The organism is Arsenicibacter sp. R0_47 (assembly GCF_057652235.1).
In genome coordinates this window covers 492473-507272 of record NZ_JBYFCJ010000002.1, presented here as the reverse complement: position 1 = coordinate 507272, position 14800 = coordinate 492473, and the positions used below count along the sequence as shown (strand labels likewise).

At 51.9% G+C, this 14800-nt stretch carries 10 protein-coding genes; 2 read left to right on the top strand and 8 right to left on the bottom strand.

The window, feature by feature from the left end; all coding sequences use genetic code 11:
* The 4 genes from AC23NW_RS05355 to AC23NW_RS05340 all read right to left on the bottom strand — a co-directional run bounded on the left by AC23NW_RS05355 (position 1) and on the right by AC23NW_RS05340 (position 8873).
* A complete protein-coding gene (locus AC23NW_RS05355) occupies positions 1-3102 on the bottom strand; it encodes a SusC/RagA family TonB-linked outer membrane protein (RefSeq protein WP_487448169.1) in 3102 nt (1033 codons plus the stop codon).
* 455 nt (positions 3103-3557) lie between these two features.
* A complete protein-coding gene (locus AC23NW_RS05350; RefSeq protein WP_487448168.1) occupies positions 3558-4766 on the bottom strand; it encodes a hypothetical protein in 1209 nt (402 codons plus the stop codon).
* Positions 4767-5045: 279 nt separating this feature from the next.
* The gene (locus tag AC23NW_RS05345; RefSeq protein ID WP_487448167.1) at positions 5046-6563 is read right to left on the bottom strand and encodes a right-handed parallel beta-helix repeat-containing protein; all 1518 of its coding nucleotides are present in this window, start codon (positions 6561-6563) and stop codon (positions 5046-5048) included.
* A 135-nt stretch (positions 6564-6698) separates the two neighbouring features.
* The gene (locus AC23NW_RS05340; protein ID WP_487448166.1) at positions 6699-8873 is read right to left on the bottom strand and encodes a T9SS type A sorting domain-containing protein; all 2175 of its coding nucleotides are present in this window, start codon (positions 8871-8873) and stop codon (positions 6699-6701) included.
* A gap of 117 nt (positions 8874-8990) precedes the next feature.
* Here AC23NW_RS05340 and AC23NW_RS05335 point away from each other — a divergent pair, with 117 nt between their 5' ends.
* Complete coding sequence (locus tag AC23NW_RS05335) at positions 8991-9740, top strand: hypothetical protein (protein ID WP_487448165.1); 750 nt, start codon at positions 8991-8993, stop codon at positions 9738-9740.
* A gap of 42 nt (positions 9741-9782) precedes the next feature.
* Here AC23NW_RS05335 and AC23NW_RS05330 read toward each other — a convergent pair whose 3' ends face one another.
* The 3 genes from AC23NW_RS05330 to AC23NW_RS05320 form a co-directional block, all read right to left on the bottom strand.
* Positions 9783-10538, bottom strand: a complete 756-nt coding sequence (locus AC23NW_RS05330; protein ID WP_487448163.1) for a response regulator — start codon at positions 10536-10538, stop codon at positions 9783-9785.
* Positions 10539-10983: 445 nt separating this feature from the next.
* On the bottom strand, positions 10984-11772 hold the full coding sequence (locus tag AC23NW_RS05325) for a M12 family metallopeptidase (RefSeq protein WP_487448162.1): 789 nt from the start codon (positions 11770-11772) through the stop codon (positions 10984-10986).
* A gap of 92 nt (positions 11773-11864) precedes the next feature.
* The gene (locus AC23NW_RS05320; RefSeq protein WP_487448161.1) at positions 11865-12248 is read right to left on the bottom strand and encodes a hypothetical protein; all 384 of its coding nucleotides are present in this window, start codon (positions 12246-12248) and stop codon (positions 11865-11867) included.
* A 319-nt stretch (positions 12249-12567) separates the two neighbouring features.
* Here AC23NW_RS05320 and AC23NW_RS05315 point away from each other — a divergent pair, with 319 nt between their 5' ends.
* The gene (locus tag AC23NW_RS05315; RefSeq protein WP_487448160.1) at positions 12568-14202 is read left to right on the top strand and encodes a tail fiber domain-containing protein; all 1635 of its coding nucleotides are present in this window, start codon (positions 12568-12570) and stop codon (positions 14200-14202) included.
* Positions 14203-14204: 2 nt separating this feature from the next.
* On the opposite strand, the gene AC23NW_RS05310 is transcribed toward AC23NW_RS05315, so the two are convergent.
* On the bottom strand, positions 14205-14747 hold the full coding sequence (locus tag AC23NW_RS05310) for a PAS domain-containing protein (RefSeq protein ID WP_293834386.1): 543 nt from the start codon (positions 14745-14747) through the stop codon (positions 14205-14207).
* Between the last annotated feature and the right edge of the window lie 53 nt (positions 14748-14800).

The window sequence follows — 14800 nt, the reverse complement described above, 5'->3', positions numbered from 1 at the left end:
TTACAGGTTGAAGCTGATGTTAAAACCAACGGTACGGGTAGTCGGGATCTGACCATTTTCGATTCCCTGCAGGTTGCCGTCGTTGTAGTAGCTGGTCTCAGGGTCGATATGTGGTACTTTACTATGCAGCAGCGCCAGGTTACGGCCCACCACCGATACCGCCAGATCGCGGAACGGCAGGCGCTTGATAAACTGGCCCGGCAGCATGTAGGTGAACTTCACTTCGCGGAGCTTTACAAAGCTGCCGTTGAAGATTGTCGCCTCGTTGTTGGTCAGCGAGTAGTACTTTTTGTGCCACTCTTCCGAGCTGATACGGGTTGTGTTCGGTACATAATTTGGTTCTGTTGCCGTACCCATGTTCACGACCCCTTCGCCCACAATGCCGGTTTCACGACCCAGCGTGGTTTCTTTCAGCACACCCGTGTAGCGGCCGATGTTCACCGTCTGCGAGAAAATATCGCCGCCCTGCTTCATGTCAATCAGTGTGCTCAGGCTGAAGCGCTTGTAGCTGAACGTGTTCTGCAACCCGCCGATCCACTTTGGCGTAAAGTTCCCCAGAATCCGGCGCGTCGGGTTAATCTGCGGATAGCCGCTTTTGTCGTATACGATGTTACCCGCCGGATCGCGCAGAAAGCCCTGCCCGAAGAACGTACCGTATGGCTGACCCACCCGTGCTTCAATCGACATCCCCCGCATCGTACCAAGCGTGTAGGTTGTCAGTCCCTCGGCCAGTTCAATAACCTTGTTACGATTCTGCGCCCAGTTCAGCGCTATGTCCCACTGAAAGGCGTTTGTTTTTACCGGTGTTACACTCAGCTGGACCTCAACCCCCTTGTTCTCCAGACGGCCGGCGTTCAGCAGCTTAGACACAAAACCGGTTGCTTGTGAGATGTTTACGTCCAGGATTTGGTTAAACGACTGTTTGTTGTAATAGGTCACGTCGATGCCCACGCGGTTGTGCCAGAGCTTTACCTCAGCCCCCACTTCGTAGGAGTTGGTCAGCTCAGGCTTCAGCGTGGCGTTCAGCATGGCATTGTTTTCGGACAACGTCGGTGTGCTGCCCCACGGGTTTTCGTACTTGTAGGCCTGTACCAGCCGGTACGCATCCGTGTCGTTCCCTACCCGTGCCACACCGGCGCGGACTTTGGCAAACGACAGAACGGGTGAGCTAAGGTTGAACATATCGGTCAGCACCGCACTAACTGCCGCCGACGGATAGAAATAGGAGCGGTTGTCCGCTGGTAAGGCACTCGACCAATCATTGCGGGCGGTCAGATCAACGAACAGATAGTTGCGGAAACCCAGGTTAGCCGACGCATAAACGCTGTTGACAACTTTCTCGGTAAACGAGTTCTCGGCTACTTTCGCCTGCCGCGAGTTCCCCAGGTTCCAGACCCGTGGAATGGCCAGTTCGGTCGCGCCCATGTAATTCCGCTGGTAATAGTTGCGGCGGTGATTGCCTCCGATATTGGCCGTCACATCGATATCACCAAACTTGTGCGTAGCGTTCAACAGGAAATCCGAGTTTGATTCACGCACAAAAATCTGTTCTTCGTTATAGCTGTCATACTGCCTGGCACCGTTGAGGTTATCAATCCGTGCGGCATTACGTGTTTTCCGACGGTCCTCATATACGTCGGTACCGGTACGGGCGGTCAGCGTCAGCCAGGGCGTAAATTTGTAGGTCGCCGACAGGTTGCCGTATATACGATCCCGTTCGTTGGCCTTTGTGCTCAGGTTCAGTACGTAGTATGGGTTGGTCCAATAGTTGTAGTTCCAGTTGTACTGATAGATACTGCCCGGGGCCTGGTAGTTGCGCAGTTTGTCCATATCCACCTGCCGGCCGAACCAGATGAAGTACAAGCCCCAGTTGGTGCGGTTATCGCTGCCATCGACCACGTAGTTGCCCGTTGCCCGGACACTCAGCTTACTTGTCAGGTTCCAGCCCGCATTGAGTGAAACGGTACGGCGTTTATAATCTGTATTCGGCAGAATACCCGTCTGATTCAGATCAGTGAATGATAGCCGGAAATCGCCTTTGTCGCTGCCACCCGTAATAGCGATGTTGTTGGTCAGCGTACGACCGGTTTCAAAGAAATTCTTCACATTGTCGGGATGCGCAATAAACGGGGTCGGTGTGCGCGTGCCGTCGGCTGCGATTGGTGAATCGAACTGCGGAATCAGCCGACCGTCCATTTTCGGGCCCCAGCTTTCGTCAACCCCGTCGTTGACGCCTTTGCCCGTGCCGTCTACGAACGAAAACTGACCTTTGTTGCCTTGTCCGTACTCATTTTGCCACTCCGGCAGCCGGAACGGCGTGTCAAAGGCTGTATTTGAGTTCACCGACACCCCGATGCCTTTGCTTCCCTTACCGCTCTTGGTCGTAATCAGAATCACGCCGTTTGCCCCCCGCGAGCCATACAAGGCAGCAGCGCTCGGCCCTTTCAGTACGCTTACATTGTCAATATCGTCGGGGTTCAGCGAGGCGGCCCCGTTACCATAGTCGATCCCCGTTCCGGAGCCGTAGTTGCCGTTATCAATCGGCACCCCGTCAACCACAAACAAGGGTTGGTTATTGCTTCCGATTGAGCTGGCACCCCGGATCAGAATCCGCGACGACGCACCGGGCGCCCCGTTGGAGCCTGTAATCTGCACACCGGCAATTTTCCCCGATAAGGCGTTGACGAAGTTAGTTGCCCGCGCCTGCGTCAGTTGTTTGCCATTCAGGTCCTGTACCGAGTAGCCGAGCGCTTTTTTCTCGCGGGTGATCCCGAGGGCCGTCACCACCACCTCGCCCAGGAGCGACGCATCTTCTTCGAGCGTTACCTCTACGGTCGTTTTTGTACCGATCAGGATTTCCTGTGGCGTATAACCGATAAACGAAACCACCAGCACCGCATTGGCCGGTGCTGATACCGAAAACTCACCGTTTGCATTTGTCGTGCTACCACGGTCCGTGCCTTTGATCAGCACATTCGCCCCGGGCAGGCCGGCGCCATCCTTTGCCAGAATACGCCCTTTCACAGATCGGTCCTGTGCATAGCTGATCAGGCTGAACAGCATCGCTATACACAACAGGCAGGCTGTACATGTTTTACGCATAGATTAACAGAGGTATAGTGTATAATAATATATTTAGTACTTTTCTAATTTGAATCACTATTCTCAAAATAGCCAGATAGAGAAACTAACTAGTTATTTCAAATCACTCAGTCTACTTATTTGGCTCCTAATAGACCTTTTTCCGCTTTTCTATAAGTTATCTTGGTTTATAAATCTCAATACAAAAATTCATTAATTCAAAATTAAATTTGATATATATAAAAAATTACAATAATTAATTGCTTAAATTTTATTATTTACAGTAAAATCCATCTAACAAATTAGAATATTCAATATAAAGTAAATCAGACAATAACTCAATGGAAAAATATTACAATATTTTATGACTATTTTAATATGCTTGTTTTAATAGTCATTTAATACCAGCCATAAAAAACGGGGTCACGTCAGTGTAGAATACTGACGTGACCCCGTTAATATATAGTGCGTATCCGTTACTGCTTACCAGCCGGTACTTTTACCAGAAATTCACCGCTGATAGCCGGTCCGTTAGTGCCGCATCCGTTCGCCCGCGGAATCATTGTCCCGGTCAGGCTACCTTTTACAAGTGTGTTTTTGGTGTACTGACTGATTGTCAGCTGACCCGTTGCATAGCGCAGGCCCATGCAGTCGCCGCGCGTATCAAACCATTCCATAGTACTGCCCGATGGCCGGCAGACCACCAGCCCGCTCCGGTTGTCAAGCGCCACATAATCGCCGAACGGCAGTACACCGGTACCGGTCGTGCGGAAAGTCAGATTGAGCGGAGCAGTATCGCTCGCCCCGAGAATAGTTGAATAACTGTTGCTGAATTCCTTCAGACTGACCGTTGTGCAGAGCGTTGTTTTGCCGTCGAGGGTGTAGCGGATGTAGCCCATGCCCACATACACGGGCCGGCTCAGCGTTACGACCGCCCCCCCCTTGCCGGTTGGCACACTCGCCGTAACCGTTACCGGATTCTGCGCCGGATGATACGACGGAGCCACATAAGTACCCGCCAGCCCGCCGCCGGTTAGTTTACCGTGCCCGTCAAGTCCCCAACTGATGGCAGCGGCTGTCGCCGTTACGCGGCGGAGCGGCTCCCCGTTGTTGACGGTCATCGGCGCTAGTTCAGAAACCAGCAACCGCATGGTTGACCCGTAATACGCCACCCAGTCGCTCTCCGCACCTGACTCATCGGCCAGCGCATACTGACGGTATAAGGCAATATCACCCAGCGTAGTTACAGGCGTTGTCACGGTCCGGTTCGCCCCGTCAACCTGCTGACCAATGGAGGTATACCAGACCTTATCGGCTTTCTGCTGCGCCATCCCGATCATGCCGGCCGTATTCCCCGCCAGCTCCGCATCGGTATACGCGATGGTCAGGGTGGCGGCTTTGCCTAATTTAAGGTCCTGCGGCAATAACCGGTAGCCCGTGCTCATGCCGTTCGGGGCCAGGTTAGTGATTGGCTGAAGCGTAAATGCCGTTTGCTTATCCACGGCGCCTGCCGGAATGACCAGGGTTGCTTTTCCGCCACTGACGGTAATGGTTCCGCCCTCCGGCCCGATGACCAGACTGGAGGCAGTACCCGTTGCGGCACCGGTACCGGTTGCCGTCCCCTCACGCGGATACTCCGGTGAATTTGGATTTATTGAAGACGTCTCTGAGCGGCAGGAAACCATCAGACATATCAACGAATAAAAAAATAAACAGTATAGGTTTATGCGCATACATTAATTCAGATTGTACCAATGCCTATTCCGTTTAGAATAGGGCAATAGGGTCAAAATTGGCACGCCTTTTTGACATACAGGTTAGTTTTCTTCGTAAATGGTCGCATGTTTCTACCTAACGGCACTTTATAAACTATAAATATAATTTTACCAATAAAAACCGCGTATCAGAAGCGACTGTCTGTCCTCTTTTCTGATACGCGGTTCCGGTATAAAAACGTTGCAGGCTTATTCTTTCAGTAGGCTCCCCTGTACGTTCCCGTTGAAGGTATTGGCCGTATTGATATCGGCATTGGCTTTTGCACCGTATGCCACAAAGATTCCGTAGCCCCCGCTGCCGCTGATCAGCGACTGCTTTACGGTGAAGGCCGACAGGTTGCCATATATTGCCAGATTGGCTTTTTTGCCCGACACAATTGCCGTGCTGCCGGCATTGCTCAGCTCGGCATTTTCCAGCACATTCTGACTGCTGGTTGAGTAAGATATAATACCGCGCCAGTAACCAGCCGTCCGGTTGGCGCCCGTAATAATAACTTTGTTCGTGGCTGTTCCGACGGCCGACAGATACCCGCCGCTATTGATCATCATACTGGCGTCCCGTGCAAACTCCAGCACAACGCCCGGGCTCAGTTTAAAGCCGGTATCTACCGTCAGACCGGTACCTGTTATGCGGTATGGTGTTTTATCGGCAAAGCCGGCCCATGTTACCTCAGGGCTGTCTTTCACAGCCGACGCGCTGATTTCGACTACATCGCGGCCGTTATTACCGGTAAATTTCGAAGCCGCATCCAGTTTCGCCACGTTGAGGGCATTCAGCAGGATACCCGCTTCGGTATTATTACTGAACGTATTAGCCGCAAATTCGCGCAGAATACCACCATCCTGAACATAGATGCCATAACCGTCATTCTGAGTAAATACCGTATTCTTCAGCGCAAGCTGTGCTTTTGACGAACCGAAAAAGGCCAGACCGGCTTTGGTAGTGCTGAGCATGGTACGGCTGCCGGTATGCATCACATCCACATAATCGAACACGTTGGCGTTGCTGCCTGAATACAGCATAATACCTGCCCAGTACCCTTTCGTTTTTTCGACGCCCACAAACCGGATCCGGTTATTGGCGTCTCCCTTCGCGATGATAATCCCGCCGTTATCATTGATATCCAGCCGTGTATCCCGTTCAAAGGCAATCACCACGCCCGGGTTGATCGTCAGTTCGTGGTTTACGGCAATGCTTTTCGTCACGATGTAATCAGGCAGATCAGGGTTCAGGACGCGGTCGGTCAGGACGGTTTTTACGCTGATATTCGCCGTAATGGCCAGAGGTTGCGCCACACTCGCCGTTACCAGCACCTTATCGGTACTTTTACCGGTTTCGCTCGATACAGTCAGTTCCAGTTCGTATTCACCGGTCTCGTCGGGCGTAAAGGCAGGTTTCAGCGTCGTCGGGCTCTGAAGCGTTGCGGTACTTTTGGCGGGTTTCCGGACAAAAGCCCATTGCGCGGTCAGCGGCTTGCCTTTACTGTCTGTAGACGCGCTGCCGTCGAGCGCTACCGGCTGTCCGACCTGCACCTGCTGGTCAGGACCGGCAGCAGCCGTTACGATGCCGGCCGGTGTTGGTTCTGTTTCTTTCTTGCAAGCCGTTGTCAACAAGGCTAAACCGGCCAGTAAGGCCACAAATCGGGTGGCAAGGGTTATACGGAGCCCTTGCGGCTGGCGCAGCAGCGCCTTCACAGTAGAGGTCATTTTGAGCAGTATTTGTTGTTGTTTACTGCATCAAAATTGGCGCTACACCGGTTGCCATCCGATCTGATTCCGGTTAAAATGTGTTTTTTACCCTGTGAAATGCAGCAGAATCCAGGTGAAATGCACCTGCCCCGGCTATGGTTTCACTACCCGGACGGCCTTCCGGCGGGTTGGCGTCCGGACCTGAATCAGGTAGCTACCGGCCGCCGCCTGCAACGGCATTTGCAGCCAGACCGCCTGCTGCGCACCCTCCACCGTTTTCGACCCGATCAGTTGCCCTTGCATACTGAACATCGATACCGTCAGGGATTCCTGCCGGATGCCATCGACGGTCAGCTCAACCAGATTACCCTGCACCGGATTCCCCAGCACCTGTACGACCAGCTCTCCGGCCTCCTGATCAACACCCGACCGGGGCGCAAGGCCACAGGCAGCACGGGCATCCCATCGGTATTGAACTACGGTATACTCCCCGCCCGCATTCCGCTGCCGGGCAAACAGGATAAACGGCGCTACCGTTGAACCCGGCCGCTGAATATCAGCTACCAGATCGGGACTATCAACCCGGTTATGGCAGTTGGTTGTCCAGCCGGTAATGCCGACGCTCATGAACTCAACCGGATTGCCGTTGCCACCCGACACCACAAACTGAATGGCACCGGTCTGGCAATTATAGACCGGCGGCTGTATCGTCAGCGGTTGCCCGACGGTCGGCGCGGGGCTGCCGCATTCTGCTGTATTAACGGCCGTATTGGACGGCGGAGCCGGTATTGCCGTGCAGTTATTGGGACAGGTTGCGGTATAATCCCAGGTTGTCGTCACAATGGCCAGCGGATTACTTGCCTGACGGGCACGCAGCTGAAACGGTTCAACATCGCAGAAGGGCTGCACCAGATGCGGGCCTTTCTGTGTGGTCCAGCCCGTAATGCCGATCGCCATATAACTTACGTCGCTCCCGTCTCCGCCTTTTGACAAAAAGGTAAACTGCTGCGTGGCGCAGTCATATACCGGTTTCAGCAGCGTCAGGGGTTGCGGGGCTTCGGTTTGCAGTTTTAACACACCAATACTTCCGACCAGTACCAACCCGCCGTCTCCGGCCACACCGATACCGGTCAGGCGCTCCGGCGGGTAAGCAGACTCCTGAAAGCTGTACGTCCTTTCACCCAGCAATGACAACGATGCCGGACTGTTTGCCGCCCCCGGTGCCGTACTTATTTTCATTACCCGGTAATCGTAGTTTGGCGCACTCAGGTCGGTATTGGCCAGCGCGTAACAGGTCTGCCCGTCGGCAGCGGTATAGGATGTGATGTAGCCGGGTGTCGCGTCGGTCGGATATACTTTCGAGCGTTTCAGATTACCGTTCAGGTCAATCTCGACCAGCACGGTGTGCGGGGGAGCCTGTACCAGCGATGAAAACCCGTAGCCGATTCCTGCCAGGGCATACCCGCTCCCGTCGGGGATTGGTAGCACATCGGTAATGGCATTTGTCGCCAGAACCGCCCCCGGATCAGATCCGGATATGACATTCGGAAACGGAAAACCACGCATGAGTTTCTGCCATTGCAGAGTGCCCTGCGCGTCCAGTTTGGCCACCCAGCCCGACGACGGGGCCGTTGTGTTCAGCGGATCACCGATCACACCGTAAGAATTGTAATAGCCAACCACCAGAAAACCGCCGTCGGGGGTAGCGATCATGCGTTCGGCTTTGGTTATGGTCCGGTCGGGGCTTGCGGGCGAAGGGTTCGGATAGTCTATTCTTGCCTGCCACCCCGGAGTCCCCCCTTTGATAACCACTACCCCTGTCGTGGATACTGACGAAGGTACAGTTGTACAGAGCACGACCTGATCATCGGCCGTATAGACCAGACTTTCGATCGACCGTACACCCGCCAGCGTACCTGACGTACCGGACACCTGCTCCATGATCGTGCTGCTCTTCTGAACGCCCGCTTCGCTGATGCGGGCCATGGCACGATACAGGTACATATACCGCGGGATATAGCCATTGAATACGCCACTAATCCCGCCCTGGCTATCCCGGCCGAGCGTTTCGGTACCAGACGGATAAGACCCGTCCACGAATACATTTGTTGTCCAGCGTAACAAACCTTGAGGTGTATACGAACGGATATTGCCTCCGCTTACCACGGCAATATTGCCGTCGGCCGTTACAAGCATCTTCGAATTGATAGTCGTCAGACTCCACTGACTATCAGGAAAAACCTGTCCGTGGACGGGCAAACTCATCAGGAAGCTGATCCAAAAGCCGGTCAAGGCTTTCAGGGCGGAAGCAGGGATAGACGTACGCATAGGGATCAGTGGTTTTGTTGCCGGTAATGATTTCCTGCTAAGACAATACTTTTTTATAAAGGGTTGCGTTACAGGAATAACCGGTTAATCCGTATCCGCATTAAACGCATATCCCACATGAAAACACCCTTTTACACACTGCTTTTTTTCGTTATTCCTGCCCTTTCCTTTGGCCAGAAGACCGAGATGATGGTCACTCTTGAATCCGGCTTATTTTCGTTTCGCGGGCACTCAGCGGAGAATACCTCCTTCCTGAATGTATACAACCGGGGCACTTCCTACGAAGGATCCACCAACAACGCCTTTGGGGCAAAAGCCGGTATTAGTCAGGGCGTTTCGTTTCAGATCCAGCGGATTAACAAGCGGAAGCTTTTCGCCGGTATCGGGATCGGATTTGAAAACCTACCCAGTAAAATTGATTTGCGGGACGTCTATGTCTATACCCCAACTACCGGCGGAAGCACGATCATACGAGGAGGTGTCAACCCGAATTTGCCGGTCATCGGCCACACGTATCTGTCAAACCGCTTTATTACCCTGAACCCCTACATCGGCTTTCGTTTTCCGACGGAGTACGGTGTAGCCGTTGATTTTCAGGCCGGATTTGATGCCGGTTATTTGCTGAGTTCCCGGGAGAACGGACGTGCGGAACCCGCTAACGGTACGGTTTATACTACATCGGTCGACCGCAAGTATATCAGCTTTGACATCCGGCCAAGGCTTCAGGCAACCATCCATTACCGGCGGGCCGGCCTGTTTGCCGGTTACTCACGCGGGCTTGTCAACTACAAGGAAGGCTGGGTAGGCGGTATTAATGAGGCTTACAGCAACTATCTCCGGTTTGGGGCACAATACCGGCTCCGTTAACAGGGCATGTTATATGCCCCACCCTATTGCCTTCGTTTCCGGTTAGTTTTTTTCCAGTTGCTGCAACCGGTATTGCATCGGCGACATGCGGCTGGTTTCTTTAAAAATACGGGAAAAGTATGACGCACTGCTGAAACCGCACATCCGCGCTACCTCGTCGATCGACCGGTCACTCCGCGAAAGCAGAAGCCGGGCTTTCTGCAGACGGTATTGCTTCACAACCAGACTGAAATTCGAGTGATAATACCGCATAATTTTCCGCTGCAGCGCCGAAACACTCATATTCACTTTTTCGGCAATATCATCGGGCGACAGGCTGACATTGTGGTAACTCTGCTTCAGAATGTCTTCAAACTGCTTCCTGAATACGACGGCTTCCTCCGCGTCTCCGACAGTTTTTACTGGATCCGGCCCTTTTCGTAACTGAATGATATTGTTGATTTTATACAGCAGCTCTTCCGGCATAAACGGTTTGATCAGGTAGTCAATCGCCCCACGCTGTAACCCGTGCAGTTTTTCCTTCGGATCTGTTATACCGGTCATATAGATCAACGGAATCTGCCGGTATTCATCCTGTGCCTGTATAATACTGAGGAAAGTAGTCCCGTCCATACCAGGCATCACTATATCGCAGACAATGATATCAGGAAGTTCTGTTTTGAGCAGTGCCAGTGCCTCCACTCCGTTCGGCGCAACCGCTACGCCCAAATCATAGAGCTCCAGAAAGTCTTTCAGATTGCTATGTAGCTCATAATCATCTTCAACCACCAGTACTTTAGCCCTATATCCGTTTATCATAACCTATCCCCCTAAACGTTTCTCAAATATATGAATCTCATTAATATATATACCATTCTCTTACATACATTCATTTTTAGTTTACATTTTAGCAAACATGGTTTTATTATATTCGTGCAATATAGCATTCAAGGTATAAATGTGTACAGAGAGCCTATTTGCCGCATTTACATAGTCAATAACAACCATGTATCATTTTGAAACAATATCAATTATCTCCAATAAATACATACGATTTATGGCAGCTAAAAAAATGAAAACTTTAAACAAAATTTAAGATTCATCACTGTAAAACAAGCAATTAACAATAACAAGATACCGTTTTACCGGCACCGGCAGGCTAGTTTCCAAACAAGATCATCAGAAAAGACATAGTCACTTATAGCTACAAAGCCGTACCAATCCGGAGATCAGTACGGCGGAGCAATACGTCATAAACGTTATGTCAGGGATACATGGCATTAATGGTTGCAATGTCGAGGGGAGATAGCCCATTGCGCTGTATCGTATATAAGGACCCGTCACTCAGGGTGATGGTTGGAAGCCCGTTTTTGGAATAATCGTAGGGCCCGTACATCATCACCGATGACAGGTCAAGCTGATTGCCATAGTCGAATCCGTCGTAGCCCTGAACGACATAGGTATCAAAATCGTAGCTGTATCCATTGACGATATTATCGTAGTTGATCCGGATAAACTGATCACGATCAGAGCGGGTATGTTCGTGCCAAAGCCCGATCGTATGTCCGATTTCATGAATGGTATTGCCAGTCGTACAGCCGATGCCCAGATTGACGTACTGCAAGCTTCCGGAATAGCCCACGTTGGCCGAACAGCCGCTGCCGTTGCGGAAAAGCACATAACCGCGCTGGGTGGTACGGGCAACAAACCGGATTGCTGTGTTTGCTTCAATATGAGCCATAGCCGAGTAAACCCGCGACGGATTCGGCAACGCCGGATCAATCCGATAATAGACAATTTTATTTGGCCATTTTGCCGTCTGCCGTGTCCTGCCGGTTGTCTGAGCACCCACCGGCTCCATAGTAATGTCTTCGGGACGTAACATAATATCGCGCTGAAAAACAGCCTCGCCGTTAATTGTCGTGTAACGGGCAGCGTTACCCATCACATATCCCGCTCGCGGCGTCCCCGCGAGACCAGGATAAGCACATTCGGTTTGGACAACCTCCGGTTTGAGATCCGGCGTACCCACATTTTCAGACTGACAAGCCATTAGGCTAATCCAGCAAAGCAATAGCATTAAAGACTTCATAAACGTTACATTTAAAAGGTTAGTGAATTAGTCAGGGCATAACGTTGATTGTTTCAGGCGCTTATAGATTTACTTGCTTTATAGAGGCAAACTGCATGACATAGCCCCTCGCCCTTGCGCAGCAGCTCCAAGCAAACAGCCAGTCGGGCACTGAGTTCATCAATTGCCTCCATATGTCTGATCAGGATATATTCCACAGCTTTTTTATTGACAAAAGCCATATTATGCTGCGTGAACCGTTCAATGGTACTAATCTCCTCTTCAACCTCCTGCAGCTTTTTCACATAATCGTCTTTGATTAGATGAATAGCCTCTTGCGAGCACATACCCTGTTTGGTATAGAACTCACAAATGAGCTGAAAATAGTCTTCGAAACGGGTCATACTATCCGACCAGGCAGTTAATAAAGTTTGAGGTATATGTAAATTGTTTAACATACGTTTCCGTTACGGCGGTGGTTGACTGATGGCACAAACTAAGCAGCCTTTGTTTTACTGTACAGGTCTCTTTTTTTACTTTTTAAACACACCTATTTACCAATAAGGGCTCTTCAAGGGCAAAATAGTACGTAAAACCAATCATGATTTTACAGGAACCTCTGCCTGGTCAGATGCCAGGCAGAGGCTAATTTTCCGAAACAATCCGGGATAACTTCCGTTACGCAGTTAACCATAATCTGCACCCATAATCCGTAGCGGCAGCTACAATCCGGCTAATACGCATTGCTGACACACAACCATCAAACATGTTCTTTTTATGAGAAAGAAGACTACTCCATTTTTAGCTATCCTTAGCGTCTGGAGCCTTTCCGCCTTGTCTGTTCATGCCCAGATCCGTATAGGCCCTCCGGGCGGTACGTTCAGCGGCTCTGCTTCGCTGGATGTCCAGTCGGGCCCGTACACTACCGGAAGCCCGTATCGCGGCCTGCTGTTACCGGTGGTAACTACTACCCAGCGCGGACAGATACAAAACCCCGCAACGGGCCTACTGGTCTTCAACGCCACGACCAATCAGGTCGAAGTGAACACCGGCACCGCCGCAGCACCGGTATGGACACCTGGCGGTGTTGTTAATGCTGGCGGGGGAGGCAGCGGCTGGAGCCTGACCGGTAATGCCGGCACTAACAGCACGACCAATTTTCTGGGTACGACCGATAATACGCCATTTGCCATTCGGGTCAATAATCAGCCATCCGGCCGGATTGACCCTGCTCTTTTCAATGTAGCATTTGGCTATCTTACATTTACAGCGACACCTACCGGCCAGGGCAATACCGCACTTGGAACATCAGCCCTTTATACCCTGTCAAGCGGCAGTTTTAATACGGGAGCAGGGTATAAGGCGTTATTCAGCAACACCAGTGGCATCGGCAACACAGCTGTGGGAGCAGTGGCACTGCAAGGTAATACCGGCGGCAACAACAATACGGCCATGGGACAAGTAGCTTTGACCGGCAATACAACCGGCAGCAATAATACGGCCCTGGGCGCCGGCTCGCTACAGACAAACAGTACCGGTTACGAAAACACCGCTGTTGGCTCAAATGCGCAGGCTAAAACAACAACGGGCTACTCGAATATTGCCGTCGGTACTGATGCGCTTTACAACAACACCAACGGGCATGATAATACGGCATTCGGCGGCTCTGCTCTGCTGAACAACACTTCGGGCCAGAGCAATATGGCAACCGGTAATCTGTCGATGCGGCTCAATACGACCGGGCAGGCCAACACGGCGGCTGGTACGCTGGCGCTGCAATATAATACCGGCGGCAATTTTAATACCGCACTGGGGTACAATGCAGGTCCCCCGTCCGGCAGTCCGACCCTGACTAATGCAACAGCCATCGGAGCCAACGCCATTGTGAACGCCAGCAACACCATTGTACTGGGTGATAACACCATTACAGCCATCCGTGCCAATGTACAGACAATTTCTACGTTATCGGACCAGCGCATAAAGGAACAGATTACGGCCAACGTTCCGGGGCTTTCGTTTATCACCCGGCTCAGGCCCGTCACCTATTATGTCAACAAGCAGAAGGAAGCACAGCTGACCGGACATCCGGTAAAAGCGGGGGTACAGGATCCGGTTCTACACAGCGGTTTTCTGGCGCAGGAGGTTGAGGCAGCAGCCAAAGCCGCCGGTTATAATTTTGAAGGTGTAAAGCAGGAAGAAGGCGGCAAATACTACACTGTGGGTTATACCCTGTTTGTGGTGCCGCTTGTGCAGGCAGTAAAAGACCTTCATGCTGAAGTCATCGGTCTGAAAGCCCGGTTAGACGCCAGCCAAACCAGTTATCAGCAACTGGCAGAGCAAGTGCGCCGGTTAGAGGTGTTGCTTGAGGCCGGTAAACCGGCGGCCCGGCAACCAGTCTCAGCAACCCGCTAATTTTAATAGCTCATTTCCCGCTCTACGGCCAGAAAATGGGTCAGTTCACCCTGCTGGTTACGGAGCGGGTCAATATTGATCGTACACTGGTAAGCTTCGCCGTTTTTACGGTAATTCGTCAGTTCAACGCTGACCGGACTGGCATGGCGCAGGCTTTGCCGGATCCGGTCAGTCATAAGCGGACTGGTAGCTGTCCCCTGAAACAGATGAGGTGTTTTGCCGAGCACTTCGCGCGCCGAATAGCCGGTCATGGCCAGAATACTGTGGCTGGCCCATAAAATAGTCCGGGCGGTATCGGTCAGGATGAGGGTAGCACCGCTTTCCATCTGGTGCAGGTAGTGTTTCTGCTCGCGGCGGTTGAGGTCCCATCCGAATATATGGTTCAGGCGCAGGAAGAGCGCCTTTTCTTTTTCATTGGCCTGTTGCTGTGCATGCGTCAGGAGCATGATCTCGAAGCTTGCGACCGGAAACGGGCGGCTCCCCTCCTGCCATGCCCGGTTGTAGCCCCGCTGAATCATTTCGTCATATGCATTCGTGCTGTTCATCGTGTTGTTTGCTGATTATTTTGGGTTCTAACATACAAAAGGGGCCGGATCAT

What these genes read in the sequence shown, in the direction of transcription:
- AC23NW_RS05340 (WP_487448166.1), bottom strand. Translation starts at nt 8,873, where the DNA reads ATGCGTACGTCTATCCCTGCTTCCGCCCTGAAAGCCTTGACCGGCTTT.
- AC23NW_RS05330 (WP_487448163.1), bottom strand. Translation starts at nt 10,538, where the DNA reads ATGATAAACGGATATAGGGCTAAAGTACTGGTGGTTGAAGATGATTAT.
- AC23NW_RS05355 (WP_487448169.1), bottom strand. Translation starts at nt 3,102, where the DNA reads ATGCGTAAAACATGTACAGCCTGCCTGTTGTGTATAGCGATGCTGTTC.
- AC23NW_RS05315 (WP_487448160.1), top strand. Translation starts at nt 12,568, where the DNA reads ATGAGAAAGAAGACTACTCCATTTTTAGCTATCCTTAGCGTCTGGAGC.
- AC23NW_RS05345 (WP_487448167.1), bottom strand. Translation starts at nt 6,563, where the DNA reads ATGACCTCTACTGTGAAGGCGCTGCTGCGCCAGCCGCAAGGGCTCCGT.
- AC23NW_RS05325 (WP_487448162.1), bottom strand. Translation starts at nt 11,772, where the DNA reads ATGGCTTGTCAGTCTGAAAATGTGGGTACGCCGGATCTCAAACCGGAG.
- AC23NW_RS05320 (WP_487448161.1), bottom strand. Translation starts at nt 12,248, where the DNA reads ATGTTAAACAATTTACATATACCTCAAACTTTATTAACTGCCTGGTCG.
- AC23NW_RS05350 (WP_487448168.1), bottom strand. Translation starts at nt 4,766, where the DNA reads ATGGTTTCCTGCCGCTCAGAGACGTCTTCAATAAATCCAAATTCACCG.
- AC23NW_RS05310 (WP_293834386.1), bottom strand. Translation starts at nt 14,747, where the DNA reads ATGAACAGCACGAATGCATATGACGAAATGATTCAGCGGGGCTACAAC.
- AC23NW_RS05335 (WP_487448165.1), top strand. Translation starts at nt 8,991, where the DNA reads ATGAAAACACCCTTTTACACACTGCTTTTTTTCGTTATTCCTGCCCTT.